Here is a 19,263-nt window from a genome sequence, read left to right as displayed (position 1 = left end):
GGTCAAAGAACCGCCAGGATGGCGGCGTTACGTAAGTGGAAAGAACCGCCAGGATGGCGGCGTTACGTAAGTGGAAAGAACCGCCAGGATGGCGGCGTTACGTAAGTGGAAAGAACCGCCAGGATGGCGGCGTTACGTAAATAATGGTTAATTCCTAAGAATCTTAAAAAAAATTGTGTGCGATCGCATCCTTGACCGGAAAGCCGAGGAGCGATCGCACACTTAGATTATGGGAGATTCAGCCTGAAAAACCATCAGCTTTCCAGCACAGATCCCAGGATTAACTCTAGGCTTGCTTATTCAACAGGTTTTGCACTTGTTTGAGCGCAGCCGCGCCAATATTGAAAACTGCCCAGCCACCAGCCAACAAGATTGGCAATAAAACTACTAGCACGCGGAAGTCAAAATCCATTAGTTCCTCCTCTAAAGTTTTTTAAAGATTTCTCATAATCTATTTGTATCTCATTTTGTCTCTATTCTCAAACTTGGGTTAGGGATTAATGGGCCAAGGCAAATCCCAAATCAGTTCCTCTACCTGAGTGAACCAAAGCTAACTGCTCGTAGCGTTTGGCGTGTTCGATCAATTCAGCAGCTTCTGCCTCAGAGACATCTCGCCGTAGTTTGGCAGGCACTCCCACAACTAAGGACAAAGGCGGCACATCTTTAGTCACAACTGAGCCAGCACCGATGATACTACCCGCACCCACCCTCACTCCATCAAGCACGACTGCACCGATCCCAATCAAACTTCCCCGCTCAATATAAGCTGAGTGAATTACAGCTCGGTGTCCCACTGTTACAAAATCTTCTAAGATAGTGGGCTGGCCTGGATCGCCGTGCAAAATTGCTCCATCTTGAATATTAGTGCAAGCTCCGATCGCAATTCGCTCTATATCTCCTCGGACAACGGCTCCGTACCAGATACTCGCCCCCGCAGCAACTTCTACCCAGCCCACGATCGCAGCATTGGGAGCGATAAAAGCGGCTTCGGAAAGATCCGGGGCGGGCCAATAGGATGTTAGGATTGGGAATGGCTGGTTAAGATTAGTCATAGCGATCGCGTAGTTGCTATTTGATTTAGTTTCTAATTTTGAATCTTTAATAAGGATTTTAAACCGATCAATTATCGAAAGCAATATAAATTGATAAATTATACACTGCAATCGCTATTTTGGGGAACCTAACACTAAGATAATTATAACAAAATTGAGTTAATAAAAAAACTTAATTTTCCCAACCTGCAATATTTTAAGAAGGGGAATCTATCTAACTAAATATCAAAAGTATATATCAGGGTAAACGCATCTTAACTTTAACGCAAAATATGCTACAGTTAAATCCGACTAAATTTCAATGTAGTTTGTTATATTTTATTGGTGCTATCAATGGCAATAGGTTTTAGTAAAGCTGTAACATCCCAACAAAAACAAACAGATTCATTGCCTTCACTGAATATTTTAAATGCCAGTTTTTTAGAACATTTTGCCAATTTGAACGACCCAAGAATAGAAAGAAGTAAAGAACATTTACTCAAAGACATTATCGCAATTGCAATTCTAGCTATCATCTCTGATTGTCAAAAAAAAGGAGATTATATTTTAGCTTTAAAAGGGAATCAAAAACTCCTGTACAAAGCCGTAAAAGAATGGTTTGAAATAGCCCAAAAAGCAGATTATTTAGACAGAGAATATAACTATTATGAAAAAGTAGAAGCTGGACATCATCGAGTGGAAAAAAGACAGGTCTGGACTGTTGATATATCTGAGTTACCACCTCTGCATAATCAAGCATTATGGACTGGATTAAAAACAGTTGTCATGATAGTTAGTGAACGACGATTGTGGAATAAAACCACCACTGAAGCTCGTTTTTACTTGAGTAGTTTAAGCAGTAATGCTGAAAAAATTGCTGGGGCGATCCGCAGTCATTGGGGCATTAAAAATAGCTTACATTGGACACTTGATGTTACATTTTCCGAAGATGAGAGCCGGATTCGCAAACAGAACTCTCCCGAAAATTTTGCACTTTTACGTCGTTTAGCCATAAATTTACTGAAACAAGAGAAAACTTCTAAACAAAGTCTAAAAATGAAACGGTATCGAGCGGCAATGGACAATAATTATCTAGTTCAAGTTTTAAACTCTGTCAGTTAACGCTCGAAATCTCACACCAATCTAGTAATAAAAATTCTCTAGCTTTAAGAAATTAAAAAGTTCTTAAAGTTCTGATTGAATCTGCTTAACTTGGGTTGAATTTAAGAATTTCAAGAAGGTTTTTTAGTTATTTAGTAATCCACAAATCCACTTTTTTGTCAAATTAATTTAGATGCGTTTACCCTGGCTTGAATTTGACGAGATATTACTTCTTTAATGATCGGGAACCAAATTACCAAGATACTGAGTGCTTTAATCAATAAAAACCCACATATAATTATGTTTGGTCTTGTGAATTAACGAGACATGCACCTTTTTATCACAACTAGGGGCTGGTTCTTCTATTGAGATTCTATTCTCAATAAGCTCCCACTTTGGGCGGCGGCTTCAGACCCAACAACATCCTCCCTGCAATGGTTTGGGGGCGATTGTCGCCCCCTGAACCTAATCGCCCTGGCTACTCCTTACCACACTCTCCCATCGCCTACGGATCTACCCAACGATCGTCGGATTTAATCAAATTAATCAACTCCTCCACACCCCGATCTTCAGGTACTCGCTTAATCTCTTCCCGACCGCGATACAGAGAAATATAACCGGCTTGTTTCCCCACATAACCATAATCAGCATCGGCCATTTCCCCCGGCCCATTGACAATACAACCCATTACTGCTATATCCAACCCTGTCAGATGCTTAGTAGCCTCTCTCACTTTGTGTAAAACTTCCTCTAAATTAAACAAAGTGCGGCCACAGGAAGGACAAGCCACATACTCTACCATCGTTTTCCGCAATCCCAAGGCTTGCAGAATACTGTAACAAACTGGAATCTCCTTCTCCGGGGCCTCCGTAAGTGAGACGCGGATGGTGTCACCAATGCCATCAGCTAACAATGTACCAATACCAGCAGTAGACTTAATGCGACCATATTCCCCATCACCCGCCTCTGTAACGCCTAAATGCAACGGGTAATCCATGCCGTGTTCATCCATCCTCCGGGCCATCAAGCGGTACGCAGCCAACATTACAGGCACTCGCGAGGCTTTCATCGAAATGACGATATTGCGAAAATCCAGAGATTCGCAAATTTTGATAAATTCTAAGGCAGATTCTACCATTCCTTCGGGGGTGTCGCCGTAGGTAAACAGCATCCGTTCAGCGAGGGAACCGTGATTAACGCCGATTCGCATAGCTTTGCCTTGATCTCGCAAGGAAACTACCAGCGGTTCTAAGGTTTCGCGGATTTTTGCGCCAATTTCCTCAAATTCGTCTGGGGTGTATTCGCTTCTATCGGCTTTGGGTTTTTCAAATACATATAGTCCCGGATTGATTCTCACTTTGTCTACGTGCTTTGCCACTTCTAAGGCAATTTTCATACCGTTGTGGTGGACATCGGCCACCAGGGGTACTACTTGGTAAGTGGCGTGTAATTTTTGCTTGATTTCGGCTAAGGCTTTGGCGTGGGCCATGCTGGGGACGGTGACGCGGACGATTTCGCAGCCGATTTCGTGGAGGCGGCGGATTCCGGCTACTGAACCGTCGATGTCTAGTGTATCTTCGTTGATCATCGACTGAACGACGATGGGGTAGCCGCCGCCGATGGTGACGCTACCGACTTTGACTGGCCGGGTTTTGCGGCGGTGGATGGTGGTGTCAAAGGTGGGTTGGGTTGATGCCGATTTGGTTGGTTTTGGTAGGGTTTGCATGGTATGCAGGGTAGATTTTTGTAGCGAAAATCTCTAATTTGTGTTTCCTGCTTTTTAGAGTGCCATAGAAGGGGGCCGTTTGGACGAAGGAAGAAGGAAGAAGGGGCTAGGGACTAGGGACTAGGGGCTAGGGGAAGAAGGGGAAGAGAGATTAGTTATTTGGGATTGGATTTGGTATTAAAATAGATTAATTATTACTTTAACTGAGCAATAAATTAAGCTAAAAAAACAACGTTCAGATGATTTTAGGAGTGTAAGATCGTGGGAATTGAGCGAAAAATGTGGCGGGGAATGTTTGCCCCTGGTGAAATAGTTCAACTCAAACAGCCGTGTTTTACACCTGGACGCTTGTTTGAACCGGGGAGGTATATTGTTGGGGATTTGCCAGATACTGCTTTTGAGATGGGTTTAGTGGAACAATTGCCACCCGTTAAAGGCAAAAGTGCTGAAATTAGGAATGGTGAACCTTTGCCAGAAAATGAGTGATATAGCTAGGGGAAGAAGGGGCTAGGGGCTAGGGGCTAGGGGCTAGGGGAAGCGTGAAAGAAGGGAAAGAAGGGGAAGAAGGGAATAGAATTAAGTGAGTTTGGTGGAACTCAGAATATCTTAACCACCTTCGCCATTGCTATATTTATCCAACTTTGTAACGCGACCTTCTGGGCTGTGAAAAAACCGCCCAGAGGGCGGCGTTACAAGGAGTATCGATTAGCCATCTTGATTAATTTGTGCGATCAACTCTTTTAAAACTTCCTCTGCTTTATCATTTTCAATCTGACAAGTGCCTGCATTCTGATGTCCGCCGCCGCCATATTTCAACATTAACTCTCCTATATTTGTCTGAGAATTTTTGTTGAAAATTGACTTGCCAACTGCAAACACTGTATTTTGTTGTTTTAGTCCCCAAAGTGCATGAATTGAGATATTGCAATCAGGAAACAAAGCATAAATTGTAAATCTGTTGCCGGCATAAATTACCTCTTCATTCCGCAAATCTAAGACAACTAAATTCTGATAAACCTTTGCACATCGCTGGATTTGTTCTTTAAACTTCTCTTCTTGATCGAAGTAAAGGTCAACTCTTTCTTTCACATCTGGCAATTGCAAGATTTCTTCGATGGAATGAGCTTTGCAATAATCAATTAACTGCATCATTAGCTGATAATTCGAGATTCTAAACTCCCGGAATCTGCCCAATCCTGTCCTTGCATCCATCAAGAAATTTAACAAGACCCAATTTTCAGGATGCAAAACTTCTGATTGGGAAAATTGGGCAGAATCTGATTTGTCAACTGCCTCCATCATCGCTTCAGAAATCTCAGTAAACTTTTCTTTCCCGCCATAATAGCTATACAATACTCTTGCCGCTGATGGTGCATCTGGATCGATAATATGGTTATCTTGAATGTCTTGATTTCTGATAGTTTCGCTAAGGTGGTGGTCGAAGGCTAAATGCACTCCGTCAACATAGGGCAAATTGGTGGTAATATCATTACTTGTCAACTCAATTTTTCCATCCTGCATATCTTTAGGATGGACAAACTTAATGTCGTTAATCATGTTGAGTTCTTTGAGGAGAACGGCACAAACAAGACCATCAAAATCGCTGCGAGTAACTAATCTGTATTTTTTAGTGGTTGGCATAAGTTTATTGGAAGAAGAAGTTGTCAGGTGTATCTCAATGAGAGTAAAATATGTTGGCGAATGAATTCGCTACTACATAAACAAAATCCGCCTTTGCGGACTATAATTGTCAAACTGAGAAGCACCTTAAGTTGTCACCAGACAATATAACCTATTCTCCGAAATGTTTCCACTATGTCGTCTGACCCTTACACTTGGATAGAGAAGTCTCTCGCTACTATTCACCGCGCTGACTGGTATCGCTCGGTACAAACGATTTACAGCCGCCCTGGTGCTACAATTTTGCTAGAAGGTCGCGAACTTGTTAACTTTGCTAGTAATGATTATCTGGGATTAGCGGGTGATGAAAGGCTAATTCAAGCTGCTATTTCTGCTGTTAAAGAATTTGGAACGGGGAGCACGGGTTCGCGGTTGCTAACTGGACATCGGGAGTTACACAGAGAGTTAGAATTGGCGATCGCGTCTCTTAAGCAAACGGAAGATGCTATTGTCTTTAGTTCTGGTTATCTGGCTAACTTAGGTGCGATCGCATCTCTTGTCGGTAAGCGGGATCTGATTTTATCCGACCAGTACAACCATTCTAGCCTTAAAAATGGCGCGATCCTCAGCGGCGCGGCTGTTGTGGAGTACAATCATTGCGATGTTGAGGATTTGAGGGCGAAGTTACAGGATTGTGTAGGCGTAGCCAACAGTAGACATCGCTACCGCCGCTGTTTGATTCTCACCGATACCGTTTTCAGCATGGATGGGGATTTATGCCCCTTGCCAGAATTATTAGCAATCGCTGAAGAATTTAGCTGTATGCTATTAGTAGATGAGGCTCACGCTACAGGGGTTTTCGGTGAAAATGGCGCGGGGTGTGTAGAACATTTTGGTTGTACTGGCAAACCTTTAATTCAGGTTGGCACTCTTAGCAAAGCTTTGGGAAGTTTAGGCGGATATGTCGCTGGTTCGAGTTCGCTAATTGACTTTCTCCGTAATAGAGCCCCCAGTTGGATTTATACCACAGGATTGACACCGGCAGATACGGCTGCTGCTTTAAAAGCTGTCAATATTGTACGCGAAGAACCACAATTGCGTCATCAGTTATGGCAAAATATAGAAACTCTTAAAACCCTTCTGAATCGGCATATTCCTAACTGGAATGGTATAGATAAAAATCACCCAGATCGGAATCGCCATCGAAATTCAGAAAGCGAAGGCAATTCCCAATTACCAATTCCCGATTCCCAATTCCCAATTCCCAATTCCCGATTCCCAATTCCCAATTCGTATTCCCCAATTTTTTGCTTTTTATTAAAAGATGCGCCTCAAGCTTTAGCAGTTGGAAAGCAATTGAAAGAACAGGGATTTTTCGCACCCGCAATTCGACCTCCAACTGTTAATTATAGTCGCATTCGTGTTTCTCTGATGGCAACTCATGAGTTAGTGCATATTGAGAAGTTGGTTGAAGCTTTGGGCGCGATTGCATTTTTGAAACAGGGCTAATCAAGCACACTCCATCTCCACCAGAAAGAAATAATTCTCATCATGGCTGGTGGGTTCCAATTGATGTAAGAGTCTTGGATTTGTTTAAGGCAGTTGAAATCACTTAATAAAACATAGCTATGAGCCTACTTCCACAGTCTACAAATCTAGGTAAATTGGAAATCATTGAGGTGTATGAGTATTACGATGCACCATGCCTCTTTGCGTGTCGAAATTTATCGGGACAGCTATTTATAGCTGTCTGGGCAGAGCAAACAACAGAGTTTGGAACCTGGCTTTATGTCCCCATATCCCAACGGAGATTTGAGACTGTTCGCTCTGGCGGTATTGACCTACGAGATGCTTTTTTAAATTCAGAAGATGGATTTGTTTATGAAGTTATTATTAGTTCAGATAATAGCTCCGATCGAGTTGAAATTATCTGGTGTGAAAATCTAATTGACGATTGGTTGCCCATGCCTGGAGAGTTTATTGAGTTTGGCAATCTACCACTTCCCATTCTGGAAGTAAAAGATGCGCCTTTGATTCTTTAGTCCATAGTGCTATTCCGAGTCCTTAAAAACACTGTTTAGTATCCCTAATCCTTCAACGACGTGCAACATTTGATCCTCTGACAATTCTGCCAATATATCGGCGATTTTAGCACGGGTAATCTGACGCATTTCTTGAAGGCGATCGCATCCAGTTTCAGTTAATTTCAAAACTACAGACCGGCGTTGCTTCGGATGTTCGGCTCTATCTATTAAACTACGTTGTACTAAGCGATCGCAAATTACTGAAGCCGTCGGGCGAGTCACCCCTAAATGTTCCGCCACATTAGACAAAGATGAACCTGGATGGCGATAGAGAAACATCATAGTCCGAAACTGGGGTACAGATAAGTTGGGTTCCCCTTGACTTCGCATTTGCGCTCGAATAAACCTCATTACTAGCGGAATTGTTTCCATCACCTCAGCCGCACAGGTTTCGGGGTTTATTCCTTTTGGTAGATGCTCTGAGTTCATTTTTGTTAATACTGGTTCGCCAGCGGCTATTTGTAAGTATAGGATGTTTAGATTCGAGGAATAAATAAAAAAATTTGACAGATATTGAATCTAGGGTATTAATGTAATAATACTAACTGTTAGCTATACTAACTAACAAGGTTTATTCCTTCGCCCCATCCGTTGCCATGCGCTATTACATTAGTAAAGCCAAGCGTCCGCCCGCCTTTCCTGTACATAGAACCCTTACGCCTTCCCTTGTAAGGCGGCAAGGACTGATGTTTCTGAGTTTGGCTTGCCTGTATAGCTGTGCTGCTTCCATTGCTGAACCTCCCAACAAAGGCGATGCAGCTAAGAAACCTGTTCCTGTTGCTACTGCTGTTGCCACTCAAAAAACCCTACCGATTCAGGTACGCGGTACGGGAACTGTGACAGCATATTCTACTGTATCTGTCAAGTCTTTGGTAGAAGGTCAACTGACGGGAGTTTATTTTAAAGAAGGTCAAGAGGTGAAACGGGGCGATTTGTTGTTTAAGATTGATTCTCGCCCCCAAGAATCAGCATTGATGCAAGCGGAAGCGAACCGAGCCAAAGCCGTTGCGTCGGTAAGTCAGGCAAAAGCTGATTACAGTAAAGCGATCGCCTCTGTGAATCAAGCAGAAGCGAACCGGGCAAAAGCGATCGCCTCTGTGAATCAAGCAGAAGCGAACCGGGCAAAAGCGATCGCCTCTGTTAACCAAGCTAAAGCCAACCGCACAAAAGCGATCGCCTCCGTCAATCAAGCCAAAGCAAATCGGGCAAAAGATGTAGCAGAGGCAAAAAATGCCACAGAGCGATCGCAGCGTTACACCGGACTGTACAATGAAGGCGCGATCGGCAAAGACGAAGCCGATCAGATTCGTACCACAGCCGAGGCCGGAAAAGCCACAGTTGCAGCCAGTAGTAGCGGTATAGAAAACGCCCAAGCCGCAGTCAAAGCCGCCGACGCTGACGTAGAAAACGCCCAAGCCGCAGTCAAAGCCGCCGACGCTGACATCGAAAACGCCCAAGCCACAGTCAAAGCCGCCGACGCTGACATCGAAAATGCCCAAGCCGCAGTTAAAGCCGCTACAGCCGTCATAGAAAGCCTGCAAGCCTCAGTCAGCGCCGCCGAAGCGGATATTGACAAAGCCAAAATTGACTTATCTTACAATTCCATTTTCTCACCCTTAGACGGTCGCACCGGCAGCCTGAAAGTCAATCAAGGCAACTTAGTTAAAGCCAACGACACCAACCCGCTAGTAGTTATTAACCAAATCAGCCCGATTTACGTCGCCTTTTCCGTCCCCCAAAAGGTATTACCAGAGGTAAAAAAAGCCATGAATGGTGGCCCTCTGGAAGTAGAAGCGCAGATTCCTAATAGTACATCGCCGCCAGTACAGGGCGAACTGAGCTTTGTAGATAGTGCGGTGGATACAACAACAGGCACGATTCAATTAAAAGGCAGTTTTACCAATAGTGGCGGGCAACTTTCCCCTGGTGAATTTGTGAATGTTGTCCTCACCTTGCGAAAAGAACCGAATGCGATCGTTGTGCCTACAGTTGCAGTACAAGCGGGACAGAAAGGGCCTTTTGTGTTTGTGGTTAAACCGGATAAAACGGTGGAAATCCGCCCGATCGAGGTAGGTATTGCTGCTGGTAGCGAAACTGCGATCGCGCAAGGTTTAAAACCTGGCGAAGAAGTTGTTACCGACGGTCAATTTAACCTTATTCCTAACGCCAAAGTAGAAATTAAAAAGAAATAGTTATTGGTTAGTTGTTAGTGGTTAGTGGTTGGTTGTTAATGGTTGGTTTCTAACTGTGTCATTGCGAGCCAAGCTAAGCGCGTCAAGCGAAGCGCAGTTGCGAGCCAAGCGAAGCGCAGTTGCGAGGGTACGAAGCAAGCCCGAAGCAATCTGAGGAACGAAGCAAGCCCGAAGCAATCTCAATACATTAACATTCTACTCTACTCTACCCAAGCACAAACCGCTATATATGGCTACTGAATCAAAATCTTGCGATTGCTTCGGGCTTGCTTCGTACCCTCGCAACTGCGCTTAGCTTGGCTCGCAATGACAGAAACAACTAACAATTAACAACTAACCACTAACCACTAACCACTAACCACTAACCACTAACAAATTATGAACATTTCCGAACTATTCATCCGCCGTCCGATTATGACCACCTTGGTGATGATTGGCATCTTAATATTTGGATTTATAAGTTACGAATCATTACCAGTTAGTGACCTACCTAACGTCGATTTTCCCACAATTCAAGTATCAGCCAGCCTCCCTGGAGCTAGTCCAGAAACGATGGCCGCCTCAGTCGCCACCCCTTTAGAACAGCAATTTTCTAGCATTGCCGGTCTGGATTCCATGAACTCCAGTAGCGGACAGGGAAGCACACAAATTACCCTACAATTCGACTTAAAAAGACCGCTGGATGGAGCCGCCCAAGATGTACAATCGGCAATTGCTAAAGCAACACGACAGTTGCCCGCAAATATGCCGAGTCCACCGTCTTATCGCAAAGTTAACCCGGCAGATCAACCAATTTTAAATCTGGTTGTCAGTTCCTCAATTTTGCCTTTACCAACTGTTGACAAATACGCCGAAACTCTGATCGCACAGCGGCTTTCAATGGTAGATGGTGTAGCGCAAGTACAGGTTTACGGCTCTCAGAAATACGCCGTCCGCATTCAACTTGACCCTCAATCTTTAAGTGCCAAAGGCTTAGGAATTGATGAAGTTGCAACCGCCATATCTCAAGGCAATTCCAACTTACCAACAGGAACACTTTACGGTCAAAAGCAAAATTTTACCATTCAAGCAAACGGCGATCTCAATGACGCTAATGCTTACAAATCCCTAATTGTAGCTTACCGAAATGGCGCTCCCGTGGAACTACAAGAAGTCGGTGAAGTTATTGATAGCGTAGAAAATGATAAATTAGCTAGTTGGTATAACGGAACAAGAGCAATTGTCCTAGCAATTCAGCGACAACCGGGAACAAATACCGTTGAAATTGTTGACGAAATCAAGAAAATATTGCCTACTTTTCGTAAGCAAATTCCCGCAGCAGTGGAGATGGATATTCTTTATGACCGTTCTCAATCCATTCGCGAGTCAGTTGATGATGTGAAGTTTACTTTATTACTAACTATTTGCTTAGTAGTATTAGTGATTTTTATATTTCTTCGCAACTTCTGGGCAACAATTATTCCCAGTATAGCTGTGCCGATGTCGCTAGTAGCAACCTTTGGTGTCATGGCAGCATTAAACTATTCACTAGATAACCTTTCATTGATGGCATTGACTCTGAGCGTTGGGTTTGTTGTTGATGATGCCGTAGTCGTTTTAGAGAACATCGTCCGGCACATGGAAATGGGAGAAAATCGCTTTGAAGCCGCACTAAACGGTTCAAGAGAGATTAGTTTTACAGTAATTTCAATGACGATTTCATTAGTGGCTGTTTTCATTCCGATGCTATTTATGGGCGGCATTTTAGGGCGGCTCTTTAACGAGTTTGCCGTAACAATTGGTATGGCAATTTTGGTGTCAGGGGTAATTTCTCTGAGCTTAACTCCGATGCTATGTAGCCGCTTTTTAAAAGCACCCAAAAAACATGAATTAGCAACGGATGTTGTCGGAGAAGAGTTATCTATAAATTCAGTCGGAAATGGCTTTGCACAACATTCAGAAAAAGAAATAACCTTTGAACAAAACCAGCCTATACATTCAATGAAATCGGCAACAGCAACAGCAGAATTTGGAGGCGATCGCGCTGACGATATCTCTGACAAAAGGCAACTTAATTCAAGTAATTTGCTAACAGCAGAAACCGATAGAAACGATAACTTACCAACCGACAAAAAAGAGGTGAAAAAGCCCAAAAATTCCTTCTTTAAATCCGTTGCTAAATTCTTTTCAAAATTATCGCTGGTCGGATTCTATGCTTGGAGCCTGAGAAAAGCACTGAAATATCATCGTACCACAATGGTAATTTCCGCCGCCATTCTGATCGCCACAATTTACCTATTTGCAGTCATTCCTAAAGGCTTTATTCCCAACAACGACACAGGACAACTTAACGCCGTGACAGAAGCTGCTCAAGATATTTCCTTTGCCGAAATGGTTAAACATCAGGAAGAATTAGCGGCAATTATCCTTAAAGATCCTAATGTTGATGCGATCAACTCCACAGTCGGCGCTGGCGGCCCTAATTCAGCCGCGAATGCAGGTCGCATATTTATCCGATTAAAACCCCATTCTGAACGCCATTTAAGTGCTGAAGAAATTATCAAAGAATTGCGTCCAAAACTGAATAAAGTACCTGGAATTAGAGCATTTTTGCAAAACCCGCCATCAATTAGGATCGGTTCTCAGCAGTCAAAAGCACTATATCAATTTACCCTACAAACTCCCAATTTCCAAGAGCTTTATAAAGCTGCACCTGAACTAGAAGAACAGTTACGAAAGATGCCAGAACTACAAGATGTTAACAGCGATTTGCTACTAAAAAACCGCCAGTTACAGGTGACAGTCGATCGCGATCGCGCCTCTTCCCTTGGTCTAACTGCCAATCAAATCGAAACAGCTTTATACAACGCCTACGGAAGTCGCCAAGTTTCTACTATCTACGCGCCTGATAGCCAATATCCAGTAATTATGGGTTTAGATCCCAAATATCAACAAGACCCCAGCGCTTTAGAATTACTTTCAATTCGCTCTAGTACAGGTCAACAAATCCCCTTAAATGCTGTAGCAACTTTGAGTCAAAGTGTTGGCCCATTAACTATTGGTCACTTTGGACAATTGGCCGCTGTTACTATCTCTTTTAACTTGAAATCTGGTGTTTCTCTGGGGGAAGTGGTGGGAAAAATTGAAACCCTAGCGAGGGAAACCCTACCCGCAACAATTAGCACTAAGTTTCAAGGTTCAGCACAAATATTTCAATCGTCGTTACAAGGATTAGGAATATTGCTAATAGTGGCAATTTTGGTGATTTATATTGTGTTGGGGATTCTTTACGAAAACTTCATCCATCCAGTGACGATTATTTCGAGTTTGCCTTCGGCGGGATTTGGAGCATTATTAACTTTAATGTTGTTCGGGGTTGAGCTTAATATTTATTCTTTTGTAGGCATTATTTTGCTAGTAGGAATTGTTAAGAAAAATGGCATTATGATGATTGACTTTGCCATAGAAGCGCAACGCGATCGCGCGAAAAAGCCTCTTGATGCTATCTATGAAGCTTGTTTAGTTCGGTTCCGCCCGATTATGATGACCACAATGGCCGCTTTAATGGGTACGCTACCGATCGCACTTGGTTGGGGCGCGGGTGCAGAATCTCGCCGTCCTTTAGGTTTAGCTGTCGTAGGCGGTTTATTATTTTCCCAACTCTTGACCCTTTACATTACTCCCGTTTTTTACACCTATATGGAGTCTTTCCGAGAAAAGTTCTTAGCGCATCCTGCCAAGAATTAGTATAGGACTTACGCTCCAGATATCTCCTTTATTCTTTAGTCCGCGTAGGCGGACTTCGTTTGTGTAGTAGCGATTTCAATCGCCGAATTATCTTAATCTAGCCTCTCTACCATTAATTGCTGAAACTGCTAATGAAGAGTTGCGTACAAGTATAACCGAATCGAGCTCAAAAGTCAATAACTTACCCGGAGTATGAAGTTTTGGTAAATCTGCTATGCACTTTCCACATCACCACGTTATATTAGGAATATAAGAATACACAAATGAGACGAAAGGAAAGTTCACCATGAACAGAATCGGTCAAAGAAACTTGACAAAGGTAGCTGAAACCCACCGTGCAAACCTTCACAAGAGACTGCTACATCGCTTAGACGTAGCCAAAGCTAACGGTGATGAAAATTTAATTCGCATCCTGGAAGACGAAATGAGACAGATTTAAGGCAGCCACAGCCAAAAATGACCTTTGTTTAGGTATCACTAGGTTGATGGAGTTGTCTACAGGGTACGCAATGTCCCTAACTTCTTGTTGCTCAGTGTTCTCTCCTCTCTTAGTTGGTTTAAACAAAACCCGGTTTCCTCAAGAAACCGGGCTTTTTTCTTAATGGTTAACGGTTAACGGTTAACTGTTAACGGTTAACTGTTAACTCGAAAATCTCCCGCTTCCCCGCTCAAGAGCTCCCTAACGTCCCCCGACAACAACATTTTTAATCCGCAAATGGGGGCCACCAACACTTACGGGTAAACCACCTTGACCACCTTTACCGCAACCGCCGTAAGCATAAACCGAGTCATTGCCGATCGCCTCAATATCCTTCAGCGTCTGAAAGACATTTCCCGTCAGCGTCACATCGCTTACAGGTTCAGCCAAACGCCCATTACGGATCATATAACCTTCCGCCGCCGCAAAGGTAAACATTTCCCCATTCGTTTGTCCGCCTAACATCCGCACTGCATAAACGCCTTCCTCAATATCAGCAAGCATCTCTTCCAAAGAATGTTCGCCTGATGCGATCGCAGTATTCGTCATTCGTACAATTGGCGGATAACCAGCACTCAAAGCACGAGCATTTCCAGTCGGTACTTCACCCATTTTGCCAGCAGTTTCGCGGTTGTGCATTCTGGTGGTCAAAATTCCATCTTTAATTAAATATTTGCACTGGGCCGGTACACCTTCGTCATCGTATTTTAGAGTTCCGGGAAGTCCCGGTAAAGTTGCATCGTCAACCACATTTAACTGTTCAATTGCTAAGGGTTTCCCCAGCGTCAGTAATTCCTGCATTCTGGGATTTTCATAAATACCATCAGCCTCCGACAAATGACCAAAAGCTTCGTGAATAAACACACCGGAAAGATACGGATCTAAAATTACAGTGTATTGACCACCCTTAACAGGTTTCGCCTCCAACTGCTTAACAGCTCTGAGTGCGGCGGATTTCACTTGCTCTTCAACATTCACCAGAATATTGTAATCCGATCGCGAGTGGATCGACTCAAAACCTTGGCGGACGACACCATCTTCTCCCCGCGCGATCGCGCCAAAACGCCCCGTCACATCCAAGCGTTCTTGAGCGATAGAAGTACCTTGAGAATTGACAAAATAAGTAATCCCAAAGCGATCGCTGTAACCTGTCATTGTCGTCTGAATTCGCGGGTCAAAATCCAGCAATAATTGATTATAATTCTGCATCAAAGAGCGCTTTTCTTCCAGAGATACAGTGCGCGGATCGCGACCAAATTCCACAGCTACATAATCTTTAATTGCTGCCACTGCTGCCAACTCAGTAGTTTCTGTACCCACTAAATGAGCTTGAGAAATAGCTTCCTCAATGCGGTTTTTTAACTCAGCTAGGCCATTGAAAGTCACAAAACTCCATCCCCCCTTATGACAGGCACGAATGCCGCCAGCGAGGGAAAAACTGCGGTTAACGCCATCCAACTGCGGGCCGCGAAAACTAATTGCCGTTGACTCGCTCTGTTCAGTCCGAATTTCGAGATAATCCACGCGATCGCTAAAGGATGCGATCGCCTCCGCCAACTGCTCTTGCATCGAATTTTCCACGCTCTGATTCACTCTCTAGACAAAAATTAAGAATTAATAATTCTAGTTTAACCTGTATATATATCAACCGCCAGGACAGTTAGGACAACTTTATTTGTTGAACGTAACGCCGCCTTCTAGGCAGTGCCCTAACCGCCTAGAAGGCGGCGTTACGGATATCTGTCCTAACTGCCTTGGCGGTTGCTATATTCAAATCGAAAGCCAGACTGAGATCACAATACACTGCTTGCATAAGTGCTAGAACCCCATAAATAATCTATTACAGTTTTACACCCCAAGCTCTTTTTCGCAATAAGTCTAGTTTTACTGGAAACCCTTGGCTAAAATCAGCTTATGAAATTCCGATTCTCCCCTTACTTAGCAGCACTTTCAGCAGTAGCAGTGGTTGTGTCAAGTATCTGGTTGCTAGATTGCTCAGAACAAGAGCAATTGCAGCACGAAAACCGCGTTAATACGGTAAAAGATTTAAGTATAGTTCAGGTAAATTTCAAAGGTAATTTAAACTCGCAGCGATTTGTCGCCCAGGATTTAGTCGCTCAAATCTTCGTCAACCCAGACATCCCAAAAGCTAAAGCTTTGTGGGTAAGAATTGTCAGCGCGTTACTAGCAGTATTAACGGGAATTTTAGTCTTTAAATGGACGCGAGAACCCGTAAAATTACGAGAAATTGTACAAGAGACAACCGGGAAACTTCGAGAAAGCGAAGTTAAATATCGCGAACTGGTGGAAAATGCTAACAGCATTATTGTCAAAGTAGATGCCGTTGGTAAAATTACCTTTTTTAACGATTTTGCCCAAAAATTCTTCGGCTACTCGGAGGAAGAAATCATCGGCAAAAATGCAATAGGAACAATTATTCCTCACACAGATTCCGCTGGAAACGACCTAGCGGCAATGGGGGAAGATATCTTACGACAGCCAGAAAAATATATTTGCAACGAACACGAAAATATCCGCAAAAATGGAGAATCAGTCTGGATTTCATGGCGAAATAAAGCGCTTGTGGATGACAAAGGATGCTTTAAAGGAATCCTAGCTATTGGTAATGATATTAGCCGTCGCAAACAAGCAGAAAAAGCCCAAAAAGAAAGTTACACCCTCTTGCAAGCAGTCATTGAAAGTGTTCCCGACCCAATTTATGTCCGCGATCTTCAGGGACGCTATGTACTGGCTAACAGTGCCACGATAGAGGCTTTTGACCGACAGCCAGAAGAAGTTATCGGTAACAGCGATTCGGAGTTAATATCGCCGGAAATTGCTCAGGAGTTCCTAGAAATAGATCGCCAAATTATTGCTACCGGAAAATCGCTCACCTATTCACAAGATTTCGCACTCAGTGGTGAAATACGGAGTTTTCTAACTACGAAAAGCGTATATCGTGACTCAGAAGGAAATGCACTCGGAGTGATTGGTATTTCGCGAGATATTACTGAACGCAAACAGGCAGAAATCGCACTCCAAAGAGCCAATGAAGAACTAGAAATTCGAGTTGGAAAGCGGACGGAAAATTTAAACCAAGCCTTGAAGCAATTGCAGACACAGATTGCAGAGAGACAACAAACTGAGGAAGAATTGAGAAAGAGCGAAGAACGTTGGCAATTAGCTCTCAAGGGTGCTAATGACGGCATCTGGGATTGGAACCCCAAAAATAATGAACTCTTCCTGTCTGCCCGCTGCAAGGAAATGCTAGGCTTTGAAGATCGCGAAATAGAAAATGACTTAAATGCTTGGTATAGTCTCATACATCCAGACGATCTTGATAGAGTAATAAATGCAGGTCAAGATAACCTAGAAGGTAAAACTTCCTATTTCATTGCTGAATATCGTATTCGCTGCAAAGATGGTAGCTACAAATGGATTTTGGGGAGAGGGAAAGCACTACGAAATGAAGAGGAGATACCCGTGCGAATGGTTGGCTCAATTGCAGATATTACAGATCGCAAAGTTGCTGAAGAAGCATTGCGGGAAAGCGAGTCTAAATTTCAAAATCTTTCAGCTAATGTGCCGGGAATGCTTTACCAATTTTTGTTGCGTGCGGATGGTTCTGGGAGCTATCCTTATATAAGTCCTGCTTGCAGCGAAATTTTTGAAATAGAGCCAGAAACAGTTAAACAAAATATAACTCTAATACACGATCTAATTCACCCAGATGAGCGCCAAAATTACGATCGATTAGTTGCTCGTGCCGCTCAAACTATGCAACCTTGGGATTGGCAAGGGCGGTTTGTCCTACCGTCAGGCAAGATCAAATGGATTCAATCCATTTCTCAGCCTGAAGATTTAGGCAATGGAGATAGTATCTGGCATGGTTTAATTACTGATATTAGCGATCGCAAACTTGCAGAAGAAGCCTTGCGACAAAGTGAAGAACGCTGGCAGTTAGCGCTTAAAGGCAACAGTGACGGTATCTGGGATTGGAACATCAAAACTAATGAACTATTTACATCTGCTAGGTCTAAAGAAATAGTAGGATATGAAGACCATGAAATCGGAAATCAGCTAGATGAATGGACGGGCATTGTGCATCCAGAGGATATTAATTTGGTGATTGACGCTATGCAAGATCACCTCAATCAGAAAACCCCATATTATGTCACAGAGCATCGCCATCGGTGCAAAGATGGAAGCTACAAATGGATTCTAGGTCGAGGGAAAGCACTATGGGATGAAGAGGGGAAACCCGTGCGAGTGGTTGGTTCCCATACCGATATTAGCGATCGCAAACAAGCTGAAGAAGCTTTACGGCAAAGTGAAGCGCGAGAACGAGAAAAATCGCAACAACTTGAAAAGACACTTGTGCAATTACGCTCTACTCAAGCTCAATTGATTCAAACTGAAAAAATGTCTTCCTTGGGGCAATTAGTTGCAGGTATTGCTCACGAAATTAATAACCCTGTTAATTTTATACATGGCAACATTACCTATGTCAATGGTTACGTTGAAGAATTACTCGGTCTGCTAGAATTATATCAACAGGAATATCCCCTGCCCAGCGGCGAAATCAGAGATCGAATTGAAGAGATTGAGTTAGAATTTCTAACTGAAGATTTAGCCAAAACTTTATCATCAATGAAAGTGGGAACTGAGCGCATCCGCTCAATTGTCTTATCTCTGCGAAACTTTTCGCGGTTAGATGAATCTGACATGAAGCAGGTTGACATTCATGAAGGCATTGAGAGTACATTGTTGATTTTACAGAACCGCTTTAAATGTAAAAATAACTGCCCTGATATTCAGTTAGTAAAGCAGTTTGGCGCTCTGCTATTAGTTGAGTGCTATGCTGGTCAGCTAAATCAAGTTTTTATGAATGTGATTGCGAATGCGATCGATGCGATTGAGCAGAGATTTAAAGGGCAATCTGTTGAGGAAATAGAAGCTAATCCTGGTCGGATTTGCATCTGTACCAAGGTTCGCGATCGCGATACTGCTATTATTGAAATTTCTGATAATGGTTCAGGAATGCCAGAAGCGGTAAAAACTCAGATTTTTAACCCATTTTTCACGACTAAAGAAGTCGGCAAAGGTACTGGATTAGGAATGTCAATCAGCTACCAAATTGTGGTAGAACAGCATAAAGGTAAACTCGATTGTATTTCAAAAGTCGGTCAAGGAACAACCTTTATCATTGAGATTCCGATTAAAAATTAAAAATTAAAAATTAAAAGTTAAAATATTTTAGAACTTACATATTCGTAACGCCGCCCTCTGGGCGGTATCCTTACCG

Annotated in this window: 14 protein-coding genes; 8 read left to right on the top strand and 6 right to left on the bottom strand. The window is 43.1% G+C overall.

The annotated features are described in order from the left end of the window. Positions 1-286: 286 nt before the first annotated feature. Both PY364_RS11390 and PY364_RS11385 read right to left on the bottom strand, forming a co-directional pair. The gene (locus tag PY364_RS11390; RefSeq protein ID WP_275522623.1) at positions 287-412 is read right to left on the bottom strand and encodes a photosystem II protein Y; all 126 of its coding nucleotides are present in this window, start codon (positions 410-412) and stop codon (positions 287-289) included. An 85-nt stretch (positions 413-497) separates the two neighbouring features. Continuing rightward, a complete protein-coding gene (locus PY364_RS11385; RefSeq protein WP_275522622.1) occupies positions 498-1,052 on the bottom strand; it encodes a gamma carbonic anhydrase family protein in 555 nt (184 codons plus the stop codon). 333 nt (positions 1,053-1,385) lie between these two features. Here PY364_RS11385 and PY364_RS11380 point away from each other — a divergent pair, with 333 nt between their 5' ends. Next, positions 1,386-2,153 carry an ISAs1 family transposase gene (locus PY364_RS11380; protein WP_275522620.1) on the top strand — a complete coding sequence of 256 codons (768 nt, stop codon included), beginning with the start codon at positions 1,386-1,388 and terminating at the stop codon, positions 2,151-2,153. Positions 2,154-2,637: 484 nt separating this feature from the next. Here PY364_RS11380 and ispG read toward each other — a convergent pair whose 3' ends face one another. After that, positions 2,638-3,858: a (E)-4-hydroxy-3-methylbut-2-enyl-diphosphate synthase gene (ispG, locus tag PY364_RS11375; protein WP_275522618.1), complete on the bottom strand. Its 1,221-nt coding sequence runs from the start codon at positions 3,856-3,858 to the stop codon at positions 2,638-2,640. A gap of 261 nt (positions 3,859-4,119) precedes the next feature. Between ispG and PY364_RS11370 the strand changes: the two genes are divergently transcribed. Further along, the gene (locus PY364_RS11370; RefSeq protein ID WP_275522616.1) at positions 4,120-4,344 is read left to right on the top strand and encodes a hypothetical protein; all 225 of its coding nucleotides are present in this window, start codon (positions 4,120-4,122) and stop codon (positions 4,342-4,344) included. Between the two features lie 219 nt (positions 4,345-4,563). Here the strand turns inward: PY364_RS11370 and PY364_RS11365 are convergent, their stop codons facing one another. After that, on the bottom strand, positions 4,564-5,499 hold the full coding sequence (locus PY364_RS11365; protein ID WP_275522615.1) for an exopolyphosphatase: 936 nt from the start codon (positions 5,497-5,499) through the stop codon (positions 4,564-4,566). A 174-nt stretch (positions 5,500-5,673) separates the two neighbouring features. On the opposite strand from PY364_RS11365, the gene PY364_RS11360 reads away from it, so the two are divergent. Both PY364_RS11360 and PY364_RS11355 read left to right on the top strand, forming a co-directional pair. Further along, entirely contained in the window at positions 5,674-6,987 is a 1,314-nt protein-coding gene (locus tag PY364_RS11360) for an 8-amino-7-oxononanoate synthase (RefSeq protein ID WP_275522612.1), read from the top strand. 119 nt (positions 6,988-7,106) lie between these two features. Continuing rightward, a complete protein-coding gene (locus PY364_RS11355) occupies positions 7,107-7,520 on the top strand; it encodes a DUF6575 domain-containing protein (RefSeq protein ID WP_275522610.1) in 414 nt (137 codons plus the stop codon). Positions 7,521-7,529: 9 nt separating this feature from the next. Here the strand turns inward: PY364_RS11355 and PY364_RS11350 are convergent, their stop codons facing one another. Beyond that, positions 7,530-7,991, bottom strand: coding sequence for a MarR family winged helix-turn-helix transcriptional regulator (locus tag PY364_RS11350; RefSeq protein WP_275522608.1), 462 nt, complete (start codon positions 7,989-7,991; stop codon positions 7,530-7,532). 257 nt (positions 7,992-8,248) lie between these two features. On the opposite strand from PY364_RS11350, the gene PY364_RS11345 reads away from it, so the two are divergent. From PY364_RS11345 to PY364_RS11335, 3 genes are all read left to right on the top strand, one after another. Beyond that, on the top strand, positions 8,249-9,754 hold the full coding sequence (locus tag PY364_RS11345) for an efflux RND transporter periplasmic adaptor subunit (protein WP_275522607.1): 1,506 nt from the start codon (positions 8,249-8,251) through the stop codon (positions 9,752-9,754). A 378-nt stretch (positions 9,755-10,132) separates the two neighbouring features. Further along, entirely contained in the window at positions 10,133-13,480 is a 3,348-nt protein-coding gene (locus PY364_RS11340) for an efflux RND transporter permease subunit (protein ID WP_275522606.1), read from the top strand. Between the two features lie 286 nt (positions 13,481-13,766). Next, on the top strand, positions 13,767-13,919 hold the full coding sequence (locus tag PY364_RS11335) for a hypothetical protein (protein ID WP_275522604.1): 153 nt from the start codon (positions 13,767-13,769) through the stop codon (positions 13,917-13,919). A gap of 240 nt (positions 13,920-14,159) precedes the next feature. Here PY364_RS11335 and PY364_RS11330 read toward each other — a convergent pair whose 3' ends face one another. Then, positions 14,160-15,527 carry a TldD/PmbA family protein gene (locus tag PY364_RS11330; RefSeq protein WP_275522625.1) on the bottom strand — a complete coding sequence of 456 codons (1,368 nt, stop codon included), beginning with the start codon at positions 15,525-15,527 and terminating at the stop codon, positions 14,160-14,162. 345 nt (positions 15,528-15,872) lie between these two features. On the opposite strand from PY364_RS11330, the gene PY364_RS11325 reads away from it, so the two are divergent. Next, the gene (locus PY364_RS11325; RefSeq protein ID WP_275522602.1) at positions 15,873-19,187 is read left to right on the top strand and encodes a PAS domain S-box protein; all 3,315 of its coding nucleotides are present in this window, start codon (positions 15,873-15,875) and stop codon (positions 19,185-19,187) included. Positions 19,188-19,263 lie beyond the last annotated feature (76 nt).

The organism is Kamptonema sp. UHCC 0994, from assembly GCF_029167235.1.
Classification (GTDB): domain Bacteria; phylum Cyanobacteriota; class Cyanobacteriia; order Cyanobacteriales; family Microcoleaceae; genus Kamptonema.
This window is presented reverse-complemented; position numbering and strand designations above follow the sequence as displayed.

Bases quoted from the DNA above. Each gene is read 5' to 3' on its own strand.
- PY364_RS11390 (WP_275522623.1), bottom strand. From the start codon at position 412: ATGGATTTTGACTTCCGCGTGCTAGTAGTTTTATTGCCAATCTTGTTG.
- PY364_RS11385 (WP_275522622.1), bottom strand. From the start codon at position 1,052: ATGACTAATCTTAACCAGCCATTCCCAATCCTAACATCCTATTGGCCC.
- PY364_RS11380 (WP_275522620.1), top strand. From the start codon at position 1,386: ATGGCAATAGGTTTTAGTAAAGCTGTAACATCCCAACAAAAACAAACA.
- ispG (WP_275522618.1), bottom strand. From the start codon at position 3,858: ATGCAAACCCTACCAAAACCAACCAAATCGGCATCAACCCAACCCACC.
- PY364_RS11365 (WP_275522615.1), bottom strand. From the start codon at position 5,499: ATGCCAACCACTAAAAAATACAGATTAGTTACTCGCAGCGATTTTGAT.
- PY364_RS11360 (WP_275522612.1), top strand. From the start codon at position 5,674: ATGTCGTCTGACCCTTACACTTGGATAGAGAAGTCTCTCGCTACTATT.
- PY364_RS11355 (WP_275522610.1), top strand. From the start codon at position 7,107: ATGAGCCTACTTCCACAGTCTACAAATCTAGGTAAATTGGAAATCATT.
- PY364_RS11350 (WP_275522608.1), bottom strand. From the start codon at position 7,991: ATGAACTCAGAGCATCTACCAAAAGGAATAAACCCCGAAACCTGTGCG.
- PY364_RS11345 (WP_275522607.1), top strand. From the start codon at position 8,249: ATGTTTCTGAGTTTGGCTTGCCTGTATAGCTGTGCTGCTTCCATTGCT.
- PY364_RS11340 (WP_275522606.1), top strand. From the start codon at position 10,133: ATGAACATTTCCGAACTATTCATCCGCCGTCCGATTATGACCACCTTG.
- PY364_RS11335 (WP_275522604.1), top strand. From the start codon at position 13,767: ATGAACAGAATCGGTCAAAGAAACTTGACAAAGGTAGCTGAAACCCAC.
- PY364_RS11330 (WP_275522625.1), bottom strand. From the start codon at position 15,527: ATGCAAGAGCAGTTGGCGGAGGCGATCGCATCCTTTAGCGATCGCGTG.
- PY364_RS11325 (WP_275522602.1), top strand. From the start codon at position 15,873: ATGAAATTCCGATTCTCCCCTTACTTAGCAGCACTTTCAGCAGTAGCA.